Genomic DNA, 12,844 nt, shown 5'->3' on the forward strand with positions numbered 1-12,844 from the left:
CGGGCTCCTGAACGTCCTCTCTGCAGAGGACGTGTCATCCGTGGGACGAGGGAAGATCCTGCCCAGGGACGAGAGACGTGTCTTTGCCAAGCCATTACGCTTGCGTCAAGGCCGCGCAGGGCGGCCATGGAGGAGTGAGATGAGGAGCAGCAACCCGGTCTTCTCGCGACGGGGGTTCAGCCGAGGCAACGGCTACGCGGGCTTCAACGCGCAGGCCGGGGGCCCCACCGCCACCCAGTACGCCGGAGCCAACCCGTACGCGGGAGCCAACCCGTACGCCGGAGCCAACCCGTACGCCACCGAGGCGCCGCAGTACGCACCGCAGCACACCCCGCAGACCCGCCCGATGACGATGGATGACGTCGTCGCGCGCACGGGCCTGACACTCGGCACGGTCATCGCCGGTGCCACCGTCGGCTGGCTGTTCCTCACCGGACAGCTCGCCTTCGCGATCGGCGCCGGCCTGGCCGCCACGGTGCTGGGCTTCATCCAGTCCTTCAAGCGCAAGCCGTCCCCCGCGCTGATCCTCGGCTACGCGGCACTGGAGGGCGTCTTCCTGGGCGCGCTCAGCGGCTTCATCAACGACCTGCCGAAGCTGAACGGCGCCCCCATGCAGGCGGTGCTGGGCACGATGGCGGTGTTCGTCGCCATGCTCGTCGCCTACAAGACCCGGATCATCCGGGTCACCGCGCGGTTCACCCGCTTCGTGATGATCGCGGCGCTGGGCTTCCTGATGCTGTCGCTGGTCAACCTGCTGTTCATGGTGTTCGGCGGGGGTGACGGCCTCGGCTTCCGCAGCGGCGGCCTGGGCATCCTCTTCGGCGTCGTGGGCGTGGTCCTCGGCGCGCTCTTCCTCGCCATGGACTTCAAGCAGGTCGAGGACGGCGTCGCCTACGGCGCGCCGCGCGAGGAGTCCTGGCTGGCCGCGTTCGGCCTGACCACGACCCTGGTATGGATCTACTGGGAGATGCTGCGGCTGATCTCGATCCTGCGCGACTGACACCCCGCATGAGCGGACGAGGGGCCCGTGGGCGACTGCCCACGGGCCCCTCGCGCGTACCGGGACTCCTCCCGGGCCCGGATTTTCAGAACTTGCGCGCGGCGCGCCGGAGATCGTGTTCATGGACGATCGCCTTGGCGTGGCCATGGGAGAGGTTGTGCGCGCCGCGCAGCCAGCTGACCTTTTCGTCGAAGCGGATGAGAGCGGGGCCTTCGTCGACGGTGCGGAGCCATTCGGCGATATCCCGACCGGTGCAGTGCGGGATGCGGGAGAGCATGTTCTGGTGGGTCTCTTCGGAGAAGGACTGAGACATCGGCGCCTCCGGACGCGGTCGATGCTGGTTCTTCCGCTCACCGTGCCTGAGCGTTCCGGCATTGGCAACCACCCGGGAGTTGCGCTTAGGCTCACGCCGTGCTTGACGTGACGCCTTTGCAGACCGCCGTGGACGCGCTCGCCGACCGCCTCCGGGCGCTGCCGCAGAGCGCCCTGCGCCGCGGTGCCGCCGCCGAAGGGCTGGCGCTGGCGCGGGAGTTGACGGCCCGCGCACAGCGGATCGAACGCCCCGGGGAGCGGCCCAGGGAACTCCCGGACGCCGGGATGTTCGCGGTCGGCGACCAACTCGCCGTGGCCGGACACGACCTCGTCGAGGCGCTGCGGGCCGCCGCCGGCGCGCCCGAGGGCGGCGCGGCGGAAGCTGACGTGAAAGCGGCCCCCGCCGAGCAGTTGGCGGAGGCCGTGCGCCGGGTCCGGGAGGCGGCTCAGAGCGAGGCGATGACCCGGTCGGCGAGGATGTAGACGCTCTCGTTGCGGCGCTCGCCCCAGGAGAACGTCAGCGCGTAGGCGCCGGAGATGCCCGAGCCGCCCAGCAGCACCGGGGCGTGGCCGTCGCGCAGCGCGGCGGCCAGGCTCTCGGCGGTCTCCCGGTGCCCGGGGGTCAGGCAGAGCGTGGTGCCGTCGGTGAAGACGTACACGTCGAGCGTGCCCAGCGGGCCGGGGCGGACGTCGGCGAGCGGGGTGCCCTCGCGGGCCAGCTCCGCCAGGCGCGCCACGGTGCGCTCGTGGTCGCCGATGGCCGGGACGGGGGAGAAGTCCGGGTGCGAGGGGTGGCGCCGGCGGGCGGCGGCCAGCTCGGCGGACTCGGCGGGCTCGGTGGGCTCCGCCGGCTCGAACTCCGGCGCGTCCAGTGCCTCCAGCGCCTCGACGGACTCCAGTGCCTCCAACGACTCCAGGGCCTCGACGGGCTCCAGCGCCGGCAGCGGCTCCAGGGCATCCGGGCCCAGCAGCGACTCCAGCCCGGCCAGGTCGGCCTGGCGCGGCACGAACGGCTGGCTGTCGAACCGGTCCAGCTCCAGCCGCTCGGACGGCTCCCGGCGGCCCTCGCGGCCGTCGAGCGGACCGTCCTCGCCGAGGGCGGACAGCGGGCCGGACAGCGACGGGGCGTCCGCCGCGTTCATGGACTCCCGGGCCTCCTGCGCGGCCCAGAAGGCGCGCGCCTCGGCCAGCTCCCGCTCCCGCTCCTCGGCCAGCGCGTCCGCGACGGCGGCGCGTATGTCCGCGAGCGGGGTCTCGACGGCCGGCACCCCGCGGGCGGCGGGCACCGCCGCGGCCGCCACCTGCGCGGCCTCGGCGTGGGTGGCCGCGTCCGCGCGGGCGGCGACGAGCTCGGCGTGCAGCGCGGCGAGCTGGCCGCGCAGCGCACGGGCGGTGTACAGGGCGACGGCGCCCAGCACCACGGCGACCGCCGCGGCCACCAGCAGGACGAGGGTGGTGACAGTCATGCCGAAACCTCGCTTCGCTCGGCCTCGCATGCACGAGGCGCGCACCTCTCGGTGGTTCGCTCACTTCCGGGCATACGCCCACACTGTCGTGGACCGGTCACCGGCGTACTCCCGTTAGCAGATTGTTCTCGGACTTCCTACAACAGCGTGACTGACGTCGGCGACTGTTCGCAGGGTGGTATGTCCTGAAATGGTGCGCCCTTGGGGGCTCCTGCGGTGGGGTGCCCCCCGACTGAGCTGCAAAAACGCTGCTGCCTCGGGATGTTGGTCACAATCCTGGGGGCGATTGGGTCGCGATCTTGTCACCGAGTGGCCTGGGTCACGCGCCGTCGCGGAACGTGTCCGAGCGACAGCGAAGGGTGCGCGGGGGACGGGAGTTGGTCCGTTTTCCCCGCGCACCCTTCAGATACGCGCGTGCGCTCCGCTGCGACTCAGCTCAGCCGCGCGTGCCATGGGTCGCACTGAGCTTCACCTTCGCTCCGGGTGGGGGCCGGGCGCTCGTTCCTCGCGACCGGCCCCCACCCTCCGCTGCGACTCAGCTCAGCCGCTCGATGACCATCGCCATGCCCTGGCCGCCGCCGACGCACATGGTCTCCAGGCCGAACTGCTTGTCGTGCCACTGGAGGGAGTTGATCAGGGTGGTGGTGATCCGGGCGCCGGTCATGCCGAAGGGGTGGCCGACGGCGATCGCGCCGCCGTTGACGTTCAGCCGGTCCAGGTCGATGCCCAGGTCGCGGTAGGAGGGGATCACCTGGGCGGCGAACGCCTCGTTGATCTCGACCAGGTCGATGTCGGAGACCGACAGGCCGGCGCGCCGGAGCGCCTGCTTGCTGGCCTCGACCGGGCCGTACCCCATGATCTCGGGGGAGAGGCCGGAGACGCCGGTGGAGACGATCCGGGCCAGCGGGGTCAGGCCCAGCTCGCGCGCCTTGGTGTCGGACATGATCACGAGCGCGGCGGCGCCGTCGTTCAGCGGGCAGCAGTTGCCGGCGGTGACCAGGCCGTCGGGGCGGAAGACCGGCTTGAGGCCCTGGACGCCCTCCAGCGAGACACCGGCGCGCGGGCCGTCGTCCTTGGAGACGACCGTGCCGTCCGGGAGCTCGACCGGGGTGATCTCCCGCTCCCAGAAGCCGTTCTTGATCGCCTGCTCGGCGAGGTTCTGGGACCGGACGCCGAACTCGTCCATGTCCTGGCGGGTGACGCCCTTGAGGCGGGCGAGGTTCTCCGCGGTCTGGCCCATCGCGATGTACGCGTCCGGGATCAGGCCGTCCTCGCGCGGGTCGTGCCAGTCCGCGCCCTCCTGCTGGGCGCGGGCGGCGGTGCGCGCCTCGGCGTCCGCGAAGAGCGGGTTGTGGGTGTCGGGCAGGCCGTCGGAGGTGCCCTTGACGCTGCGCGAGACCATCTCGACGCCCGCCGAGATGAAGACGTCGCCCTCGCCGGCCTTGATGGCGTGCAGCGCCATCCGGGTCGTCTGGAGCGAGGAGGAGCAGTAGCGGGTGATGGTGCAGCCCGGGAGGTGGTCCATCCCCATCTGGACGGCCACGATGCGGCCGAGGTTGTGGCCCTGCTCGCCGCCGGGCAGGCCGCAGCCGAGCATCAGGTCGTCGATGTCGGTCGGGTCGAGCTCGGGGACCTTGGCGAGGGCGGTCTCGATGATCTTCGCGGTGAGGTCGTCGGGGCGCAGGTCCTTGAGGGAGCCCTTGAAGGCGCGGCCGATCGGGGAGCGGGCGGCTGAGACGATCACGGCTTCGGGCATCACGGCTCCAAGGGTGTGTGGGTGCGGCGTCCGACGCCCCGCCGTGCGACCGGGGCCGGGCGGTGGGTGGCGGAACAAGGCGGACCGTCAGGGAAGTTACCTGCACGTACGGCAAGAGGTCACGGGGTGCGTGCTGTGATGCGGGCCTCTTTTCTAAGCGTGCGCTTATGGGGAACGGGGGTGCGGGCGCCGGCTATTCCCGCGCGGGCGCCCATAGGTCGCTCTGCGCCCCCTGACGTGCGCCGGTGGGCCCGGGCCGGTCCGGCCGTGCCCCGCTCGCCGTTCGTCGGCCCCCGTCGACGCCGGGCGGTCCCCGGGCCCGCGCGCTCGCCGCGCCGGGCCGACGACGTGACGGCGCGGACCCGCCTATCCGGTGACCGACGGCCGGTCCGCCGGGTCCTCCTCCGGCGTCGGAAGCTGACGGCGCCGGCGGTGCTTGAGCAGGGCCCAGGGGGCGCGGCGGGAGGCGGTGACCTCCGTGCCGCCCTCGGAGGCGGCCCGGGCCGCGGCCTGCTCGACGGGGAGGATGCCCTCGCGCCGGGCCGGCTCCGGCCGCTCCTCCTCGGGCCACAGCCCGAGCGCCGCGCACAGCGTCGGGAACACCGCCATCGCGGCGGTGGCGTACCCCTCCGCCGAGGGGTGGTAGTTGTCCGGGCCGAACAGCTCCCGGGGGCGCGCCTCGAACTCCGGGCCGAGCAGCGCGCCGAGCGAGACCGTCCGGCCGCCGTTCTCGACGACGCCGATGGTCTGCGCGGCGGCCAGCTGCCGGGAGAGCCGGCGGGCCACCCACCGCAGCGGTTGGTAGACCGGCTCGATGGTGCCCAGGTCGGGGCAGGTGCCGACGATCACCTCGCAGCCCGCCGTGCGCAGCACGCGCACCGCCTCGGACAGGTGCCGCACCGACTCCGCGGGTGGCAGGCGGCGGGTGACGTCGTTGGCGCCGATCATGACGACGCAGACGTCGGGGGTCTCCTCGCCGCTCCCCAGCAACAGCTCCACCTGGCGGGGCAGGTCGTCGGACCGGGCGCCGGGCAGCGCCACGTTGCGCAGGTCGACGGGGAGTTCGGCGAGCGCGGCCAGGCCGGAGGCGAGCAGCGCACCGGGCGTCTGGGAGGGGCGGTGGACGCCCTGGCCGGCCGCGGTGGAGTCGCCGAGGAAGCCCAGGCGCAGCGGGGGGCGGTCGGTGCGGTGGCCGAAGGCCGCGCCGTAGCGGCCGTCGGCGCACGGCGGGATGTCGTTGGAGCCGCCGACCGTGCGCCGGGCCAGCCGGACCTCGGTCAGCAGCAGCCCGACGGCGGCCACGCCCAGCAGCCCGACCCCGCCGCCGCCGAACGCGGCCGCGGTCGCGATCCGCCGTGCCACTCTCGCCCTGGAACCCGTCGTCACCGTCGTCGCCATCGGCCGGCACCTCCCCGTGCAGCGCGGGCGCGCCGCGGCTGTGAGGCCGGACGCGCTCGTGAAAGGGCAAGAACTCCTTCACCAGGTAGGTGCCCGTTCCTGGCTGCCGTGCAACGCGGCGGACCTCCGATGGAGCCTTGCGCACGGGCTCGCGGGCCCGGGGCGCCGGTGGATCGGAGCCGGGGTCGATCGACCGGACGGCCCTTGGGCGACCAGGGCAATAGGCTGGCGGCACGGGCGCAGGAGAGCGTGCCCCCGACCGCGGAGACCACCGTGCAGTTTTACGATTCGATGATTGAGCTCGTCGGCAACACCCCGCTCGTGCGGCTCAACAACGTCACTCAAGGGATCCAGGCAACCGTCCTGGTGAAGGTCGAGTACTTCAACCCCGGCGGATCGGTCAAGGACCGGATCGCGGTGCGGATGATCGAGGCCGCCGAGGAGTCGGGCGAGTTGCAGCCGGGCGGCACCATCGTGGAGCCGACTTCCGGCAACACGGGGGTGGGGCTCGCCATCGTGGCCCAGCAGAAGGGCTACAAGTGCATCTTCGTCTGCCCCGACAAGGTGTCGACGGACAAGATCAACGTGCTGCGGGCCTACGGCGCCGAGGTGGTGGTGTGCCCGACGGCCGTGGACCCCGAGCACCCCGACTCGTACTACAACGTCTCCGACCGGCTGGTGCGCGAGACGCCCGGTGCCTGGAAGCCCGACCAGTACAGCAACCCCAACAACCCGCGCTCGCACTACGAGACCACCGGTCCGGAGCTGTGGGAGCAGACCGACGGGCGGATCAGCCACTTCGTGGCGGGCGTCGGCACCGGCGGCACCATCAGCGGCACCGGCCGCTATCTGAAGGACGTCAGTGACGGCAAGGTCAAGGTCGTCGGCGCCGACCCGGAGGGCTCCGTCTACAGCGGCGGCTCCGGCCGGCCGTACCTGATCGAGGGCGTCGGCGAGGACTTCTGGCCGACCGCCTACGACCGCACGGTCGCCGACGAGATCGTGGCGGTCTCCGACAAGGACGCCTTCCAGATGACCCGGCGGCTGGCCAAGGAGGAGGGGCTGCTGGTCGGCGGTTCCTGCGGGATGGCCGTGGTGGCCGGTCTGCGGGTCGCCGAGCGGCTCGGGCCGGACGACGTGATGGTCATCCTGCTCCCGGACAGCGGGCGCGGCTACCTCTCCAAGATCTTCAACGACGAGTGGATGGCCGACTACGGCTTCCTGGAGGAGGGCGGCACCGCGGCCCGGGTCGGCGAGGTCCTCCAGTACAAGGAGGGCGCGCTGCCCTCCCTCGTCCACATGCACCCGGAGGAGACCGTCGGCGAGGCGATCGAGGTGCTGCGCGAGTACGGCGTCTCGCAGATGCCGATCGTCAAGCCGGGTGCCGGGCACCCCGACGTGATGGCCGCCGAGGTCGTCGGCTCGGTCGTCGAACGGGAGCTGCTGGACGCGCTGTTCACCCAGCGCGCCTCGCTCTCCGACCCGCTGGAGAAGCACATGTGCCCGCCGCTGCCGCAGGTCGGCTCCGGTGAGCCGGTCTCGGACCTGATGGCGGTGCTGGAGAACGCCGACGCGGCGATCGTCCTCGTCGAGGGCAAGCCCAAGGGCGTGGTGAGCCGTCAGGACCTGCTGGCGTACTTGGCGCGCGGGGTCGCCAAGTAGGCACCGGGGGTCCGTCGCCGCCCGGGTGTCGCGCCCGGGCGGTGTCAAGTGTCCGTCAGGAAACGGTTCGTCGGCGCAAGGTGTACGTATGCGTCACGTGTCCGCAGCACGGACTTAACACTTCTCCGGCACATTGTTGTGCGGGCGATGCGGACTTCCGGAGCGGCTCCCGGACCTCCTCGATCGCCAGGATGCGACGACCGGCCCTGACCCGGCTCGCGTCTCGTGCGGGGACCGCCGTCGTCCCGCCCCCGGCTCCGGCCGGGGTGCGGCGGTCCCCGCGAAATTCTTCTCCGAGCCCCAAGTCCGCTCTCCCGGCCCTTCGGAGGCCGGACTTCCGGATGCCCCGTCGCCGGGCCTCCGGCCGGCTCAGTCCCAGTCGCCCTCGCGCCGCTCGGACTTGCCCGGCAGCACCGTCCGCCGCCCCAGGCCGTGCACGGCGTTGACCCCGACGATGCCGGCCCAGCACAGCGCCAGGCCGATCAGTCCCGCGTTGGCCACGGCGATCGCGGACAGCGGGATGGCCAGCACCAACGAGACCACGGCGACCGCGAACCGCTGCCAGAACTCGTGGGGGACGCCCGACCTGCGGGGCGGCAGCGTCCCGCGCGCCACCTGCATCTGCTGCTCGGCCAATTGTCGGCGCACCCGCCGGTCGACGTTCGCGTCGAGCTTCTCCAAGAAGGACTCCACCAGCTCCGACTCGTACTCCGGCCCCAGCTCCTTGCGCGTCTGGAGGGTCGCGTCGAGTTCCTTCTTCAGCTCAGGGTCGTGTGTCGCCATACCGTCGAGATTACGGCCGGGTCGGCGGCGGCGCGGTAGGGCTAGCCCCCCGATCCGACGGGGGCGGGCCCCTCGTGGGCCGCCGGCTCCACCAGGCGCGCGGTGTCCCGGCGGGCGGTGAGCCAGTACAGGGCGGCGGGCACCGCCAGGCCGACCAGCCAGGAGACGTCGGCGCCACCGAGCGGGGCGACCAGCGGGCCGGTGTAGAACGCCGTGGCCAGGAAGGGGAGTTGGGCGAGCACGCCGACGGCGTAGACGGTCAGGGCCCGGACGTTCCAGGCGCCGTACCGGCCGGCGGGGTCGCTGAGCGCCGGGACGTCGTAGCGCTCCTTGGAGATCAGGTAGTAGTCGACCAGGTTGATCGCCGACCAGGGCGTGAAGAACGTCAGCAGGAAGAGCAGGAAGTCCTTGAAGGAGGCGAGGAAGGAGTCCTTGCCCAGCAGGGCGACGGCGGTGCCGGCCACCATGATCCCGGCGATGTACGCGGCCCGGCCGCGCGGCGAGAGGGCACGTCCTCCGCCGTCGGCGCCCGGCGCCCCCGGCCCGCGGAAGCCGGTGACGCTGGTGACCAGCGACATGAAGCCGCCGTAGGTGTTGAGGATGTTGATGGTGAGCTTGCCGAGGGCGATGACGAGGTAGAGGAACGAGGCGATCAGCCCGCTGCCGCCGAGTCCGACGACATAGCCGACCTCGTGGCCCACGAACGCGCCCGGGGCCGCGGCGGCGGCCAGCGCCCCGAAGGCCATCGACCACTGCGCGCCCAGCACGGAGCCGGCGAACGTCCACCAGAAGGTCGCCCGGGTCGAGGTGTGCCGCGGCAGATAGCGCGAGTAGTCCGCCACGTACGGGCCGAACGCCAGCTGCCAGGACGCCGAGAGCGAGACCGCGAGCAGGAACACCGGCGCCCCGAAGCCGTGGTCGTGCAGCAGCGCGGCGAGGTCGGCGCGCTGCAGCAGCCGGACGCCGAGGTAGACGAAGGCCAGCGCGCAGACCAGGCCGGCGACCTTGCCGAGCAGGTGGACGAGGCGGTAGCCGACGGTCGCGGCGAGCGCGGTGACCGCGGCGAAGAGTACGATCCCGGCCGTCCCGCCGAGGTGCGTCAGCTCGCCCACCGCCTGCCCTGCGAGCACGCTGCCGCTGGCGAAGAAGCCGATGTACATCACGATGACCAGCGCCAGCGGCACCACCGCCCCGCGCACCCCGAACTGCGCCCGCGAGGTGATCATCTGAGGCAGTCCGAGCCGCGGCCCCTGCGCGGAGTGCAGCGCCATCACCGCCCCGCCCGCGAGGTTGCCGAGCAGCAGTCCGATCAGTGCCCAGAAGGCGTTCGCCCCGAAGACCACGGCGAGCGCGCCGGTGACGACGGCGGTGATCTGGAGGTTGGCGCCCAGCCAGAGGGTGAACTGGTTGACCGCACTGCCGTGCCGTTCGTCGTCGGGGACGACATCGATCGAGCGTCGTTCCACCACGCCTGCCATGGGTGCCGCCTCTCCCGCCGTGCTGTGTGCATGAGTTCATGCAGGATCAGGGGACGGTGAATGGAAGGTCAATAGGCGGGCGGTCGTTCGCTCCGCTCGCGGGCGTCCGCCGCGAAGCGCGGAGCCGTCCTGCACGAGGACCGGGCCCTCTCCATGCCGCCCCACTCGCTCCGGCTGCGGGGCCGCGCCGACGTGCCGGCGTTCCTGCGCGACCCGGGCCGCGGCTGCCACGACTCGCGCCCGGTGCCGCTGACGGCGAACGGGATGCCGGCCTTCGGGCAGTACCGCGCGGGCGGCGTGCCCTGGGCCCTCCAGGTCGTCGAGATCACCGACGGGCGGATCACCGGGCTCACCTCCTTCCTCGACACCGAGCGGCTCTTCCCGCTCTTCGGGCTGCCGCCGCGGGACGAGGCGTAGGGCCGGGCCCGCCATCCCGCCGGGCCGTACGGCACCGGCCCGGGGGCGCGCCCGGGGCGGCGGCGCGGGGCGCGGGCGGACATTCCCCGCCGCGGGTGGCCGGAGACCGCCGCCACGCCCCCTCCCGCCCCACCCGGGACCGACGCCGGCCAGGAATTCCGTACAGTCGGTGGACCGACGTCAAGGCCCCCGACCGGGCCGGGAAGAAGAGGCCATGAGCGGGGACGGGGACAACGGCGTCCGCACGGACGGGACGCAGCCGCCGGCGATGGGCGCGGCGGGGAGCACGGCGGTCGGCGCCACCGGCACCGCCGCCCGCCTCCAGCGGCTCTTCGAGGGGCACCGGCTGACGCCCACCCAGCGGCGGATCGCCCACTGCATGGTGCGGCGGGCCGCCGACGCGCCGTTCCTCTCCAGCGTCGAACTGGCCGAGCTGGCCGGCGTCAGCCAGCCCTCCGTCACCCGCTTCGCCGTCGCGCTCGGCTTCGACGGCTACCCGGCGCTCCGCCGCCATCTGCGGGACGTCGCGCCCGCCGGCAAGCCCGGCGCCTCCGGCGCGCACAACGAGTACCAGCAGGCCGTCCAGGCGGAGATCGACAACCTCCGTCACCTCGCCGATGCCCTCGCCGACCCCGGCCCGGTGACCGAGGCCGGCCGGCTCCTCGCCGCCTCCCGCCCGCTCCCGGTCCTCGGCCTGCGCGCCGCCACCGCCCAGGCCGCCGGTTTCGCGTACTTCGCCCGGAAGGTGCACCCGGACGTCCGCCTGCTGGACGAGGGCGGCACCATGCTCACCGACCGGGTCGACGCCGCGGTCCACGCCGGCGCCAGCGCCCTCCTGTGCTTCGCCCTGCCCCGCCACCCCCGCGAGGTCATCGACGCCCTCGCCTACGCCCGCGCCGCCGGGCTCACCGTCGTCACCGTCGCCGACAGCGTCTTCGCCCCGGTCGCCCATCACACCGACCTGCTGCTGCCGGCCCCCGTCGGCACCGGCCTGGCCTTCGACACCGCCTGCGCCCCGATGCTGCTGGGGCGCGTCCTGCTGGAGGCGATGTGCGACGACCTCCCGGACGCCCAGGCCCGCCTGGAGGAGTTCGACGCCAAGGCGGCGGAACGCGGCCTGTTCGTGGAGTGAGCGCCGGCCGCGGGCCGCTGCCGCTCAGCCCAGCGCCAGGCTCCGCAGCTCGTTGGCGTGGTCGGCGCCGCTCTCCGCGGTGAGCTCCTCCAGCGTCTGCGGGGTGCGGACGGTGGCGAAGGCGAACGTGCCGTCGGGGGCCGGCGCGTAGCCGTAGACGCCGGGGCGGGGGAGGGAGTTGTAGGCGAAGTGGGTGGAGAAGTAGTACGCGCCGGTGTCCAGCAGGGCGACGTGGTCGCCGGATTCCAGGCGGGGCAGCGGGCGGTTCTCGGCGACCAGGTCACCGGCGAAGCAGCACGGGCCGGCGATGTCCTGCGGCACCGGCGCCCCGGTCTTGGGGCGGCCGGCGGCGTCGTACGCCGCCACCCGGATCGGCCACGACGCGGGCGCGAAGACCGTGCGGGTGGCGACCTGCGCCCCGGCGTGGGTGAGGGCGATCGGCCGTCCGCCGGCCCACTTCGCGTACTCGACGCGGGCCAGCACCATGCCGTGCTTGGCCAGCAGCGACCGCCCGAATTCGGTGACCAGGCCGTACCGGCCGGAGAACAGCCCGGGGACGGCCGAGCGGAGCAGCGCGACGTACTCGCGGTAGGTGGGGGTGACGGCGTCCGAGGAGAAGTTGACGGGCAGGCCGCCGCCGATGTCGAGGGTGGTGATCCGGGGGCCGCCGGCCTGCTCGTTGATCTCCTCGGCGAGGTCGTAGAGCGCCCGGACGCCCTCCGCCATCCGCTCCAGCGGCATCCCCTGGGAGCCGACGTGGGCGTGCAGCCGGGTCAGCCACGGGCGGTCGAGGCAGGCCCGGACGATCCACTCGCGGGCGCCCGGGTCGCGCAGCGGGACACCGAACTTGGAGGTGTCGGTGGCGGTGCTCATCGCGCCGATGCTGCCGCCGCCGATCTGCGGGTTGACCCGCAGTCCGATCGGCGCGGTGGACGGGGCCGAGGCCATCATCCGGTCGATGCGGGAGAGTTCCTCGTGGTTGTCGACGTTGACGGCGATGCCCAGGGCCAGCGCCTCGCGGAGCTCGGCGAGGGTCTTGGCGGGGGAGTCCAGGACGGTGTGCCGGGCCGGGATCCCGGCGGCCCGGGCCAGCGCCAGCTCGCCGGGACTGGCCACCTCGCAGCCGATCCCCTCCTGGGCCAGCAGCCGCAGTACGGGCACGAGCGAGGCGGCCTTCACCGCGAAGGCATGCAGCACTTGGGTGCCGGGGGCGGTGAACTCCGTGAAGGCGGCGCGGAGTTCGGCGGCCGAGCGGCGGATGCCGGCGACGTCGAGCAGCCCGGCCACCGGCTGACGGGGGCCGACCAGCCCCTGGGCGAGGGCCGCCTGAACGGCACGGTCTCGGTCGGTGAGGGTCATGACTCAACTTCATCATCCGCCCGGGCCCCGCGCCACGGCCGACGTGGGTGGTCGGAGCCCATCCGGTGGCCATGTTGTGTC

The 12,844-nt window shown here is 73.2% G+C and carries 12 protein-coding genes; 5 read left to right on the forward strand and 7 right to left on the reverse strand.

Annotation, left to right across the window (positions count from 1 at the left end; genetic code table 11):
* The first annotated feature begins 139 nt into the window (after positions 1-139).
* Complete coding sequence (locus SNOUR_RS23935; RefSeq protein ID WP_067350683.1) at positions 140-1,000, forward strand: Bax inhibitor-1/YccA family protein; 861 nt, start codon at positions 140-142, stop codon at positions 998-1,000.
* An 85-nt stretch (positions 1,001-1,085) separates the two neighbouring features.
* Here the strand turns inward: SNOUR_RS23935 and SNOUR_RS23940 are convergent, their stop codons facing one another.
* The gene (locus SNOUR_RS23940) at positions 1,086-1,313 is read right to left on the reverse strand and encodes a DUF4287 domain-containing protein (protein WP_039635780.1); all 228 of its coding nucleotides are present in this window, start codon (positions 1,311-1,313) and stop codon (positions 1,086-1,088) included.
* A 98-nt stretch (positions 1,314-1,411) separates the two neighbouring features.
* Between SNOUR_RS23940 and SNOUR_RS23945 the strand changes: the two genes are divergently transcribed.
* On the forward strand, positions 1,412-1,795 hold the full coding sequence (locus SNOUR_RS23945; RefSeq protein ID WP_067350686.1) for a hypothetical protein: 384 nt from the start codon (positions 1,412-1,414) through the stop codon (positions 1,793-1,795).
* Here the strand turns inward: SNOUR_RS23945 and SNOUR_RS23950 are convergent.
* From SNOUR_RS23950 to SNOUR_RS23960, 3 genes are all read right to left on the reverse strand, one after another.
* Positions 1,759-2,778 carry a hypothetical protein gene (locus SNOUR_RS23950; protein WP_067350688.1) on the reverse strand — a complete coding sequence of 340 codons (1,020 nt, stop codon included), beginning with the start codon at positions 2,776-2,778 and terminating at the stop codon, positions 1,759-1,761. The two genes, SNOUR_RS23945 and SNOUR_RS23950, sit on opposite strands and share 37 nt — an antisense overlap.
* A gap of 535 nt (positions 2,779-3,313) precedes the next feature.
* Positions 3,314-4,534 carry an acetyl-CoA C-acetyltransferase gene (locus SNOUR_RS23955; protein ID WP_067350691.1) on the reverse strand — a complete coding sequence of 407 codons (1,221 nt, stop codon included), beginning with the start codon at positions 4,532-4,534 and terminating at the stop codon, positions 3,314-3,316.
* A gap of 366 nt (positions 4,535-4,900) precedes the next feature.
* On the reverse strand, positions 4,901-5,896 hold the full coding sequence (locus SNOUR_RS23960) for an SGNH/GDSL hydrolase family protein (RefSeq protein WP_067350694.1): 996 nt from the start codon (positions 5,894-5,896) through the stop codon (positions 4,901-4,903).
* 309 nt (positions 5,897-6,205) lie between these two features.
* Here SNOUR_RS23960 and SNOUR_RS23965 point away from each other — a divergent pair, with 309 nt between their 5' ends.
* Positions 6,206-7,594, forward strand: a complete 1,389-nt coding sequence (locus tag SNOUR_RS23965; RefSeq protein WP_067358686.1) for a cystathionine beta-synthase — start codon at positions 6,206-6,208, stop codon at positions 7,592-7,594.
* 369 nt (positions 7,595-7,963) lie between these two features.
* On the opposite strand, the gene SNOUR_RS23970 is transcribed toward SNOUR_RS23965, so the two are convergent.
* Positions 7,964-8,377 carry a hypothetical protein gene (locus tag SNOUR_RS23970; protein ID WP_067350696.1) on the reverse strand — a complete coding sequence of 138 codons (414 nt, stop codon included), beginning with the start codon at positions 8,375-8,377 and terminating at the stop codon, positions 7,964-7,966.
* 41 nt (positions 8,378-8,418) lie between these two features.
* Positions 8,419-9,855, reverse strand: a complete 1,437-nt coding sequence (locus SNOUR_RS23975) for a purine-cytosine permease family protein (protein ID WP_067350699.1) — start codon at positions 9,853-9,855, stop codon at positions 8,419-8,421.
* Between the two features lie 153 nt (positions 9,856-10,008).
* On the opposite strand from SNOUR_RS23975, the gene SNOUR_RS23980 reads away from it, so the two are divergent.
* Both SNOUR_RS23980 and SNOUR_RS23985 read left to right on the forward strand, forming a co-directional pair.
* Positions 10,009-10,272 (forward strand): sigma-70 family RNA polymerase sigma factor family protein, encoded by a 264-nt coding sequence (locus SNOUR_RS23980; RefSeq protein WP_067350702.1) that lies wholly within the window; start codon positions 10,009-10,011, stop codon positions 10,270-10,272.
* Positions 10,273-10,486: 214 nt separating this feature from the next.
* Entirely contained in the window at positions 10,487-11,404 is a 918-nt protein-coding gene (locus SNOUR_RS23985; RefSeq protein WP_079142855.1) for a MurR/RpiR family transcriptional regulator, read from the forward strand.
* Positions 11,405-11,428: 24 nt separating this feature from the next.
* On the opposite strand, the gene SNOUR_RS23990 is transcribed toward SNOUR_RS23985, so the two are convergent.
* Positions 11,429-12,763 (reverse strand): type III PLP-dependent enzyme domain-containing protein, encoded by a 1,335-nt coding sequence (locus SNOUR_RS23990; protein WP_067350705.1) that lies wholly within the window; start codon positions 12,761-12,763, stop codon positions 11,429-11,431.
* Between the last annotated feature and the right edge of the window lie 81 nt (positions 12,764-12,844).

This window comes from Streptomyces noursei ATCC 11455 (assembly GCF_001704275.1).
GTDB lineage: Bacteria > Actinomycetota > Actinomycetes > Streptomycetales > Streptomycetaceae > Streptomyces > Streptomyces noursei.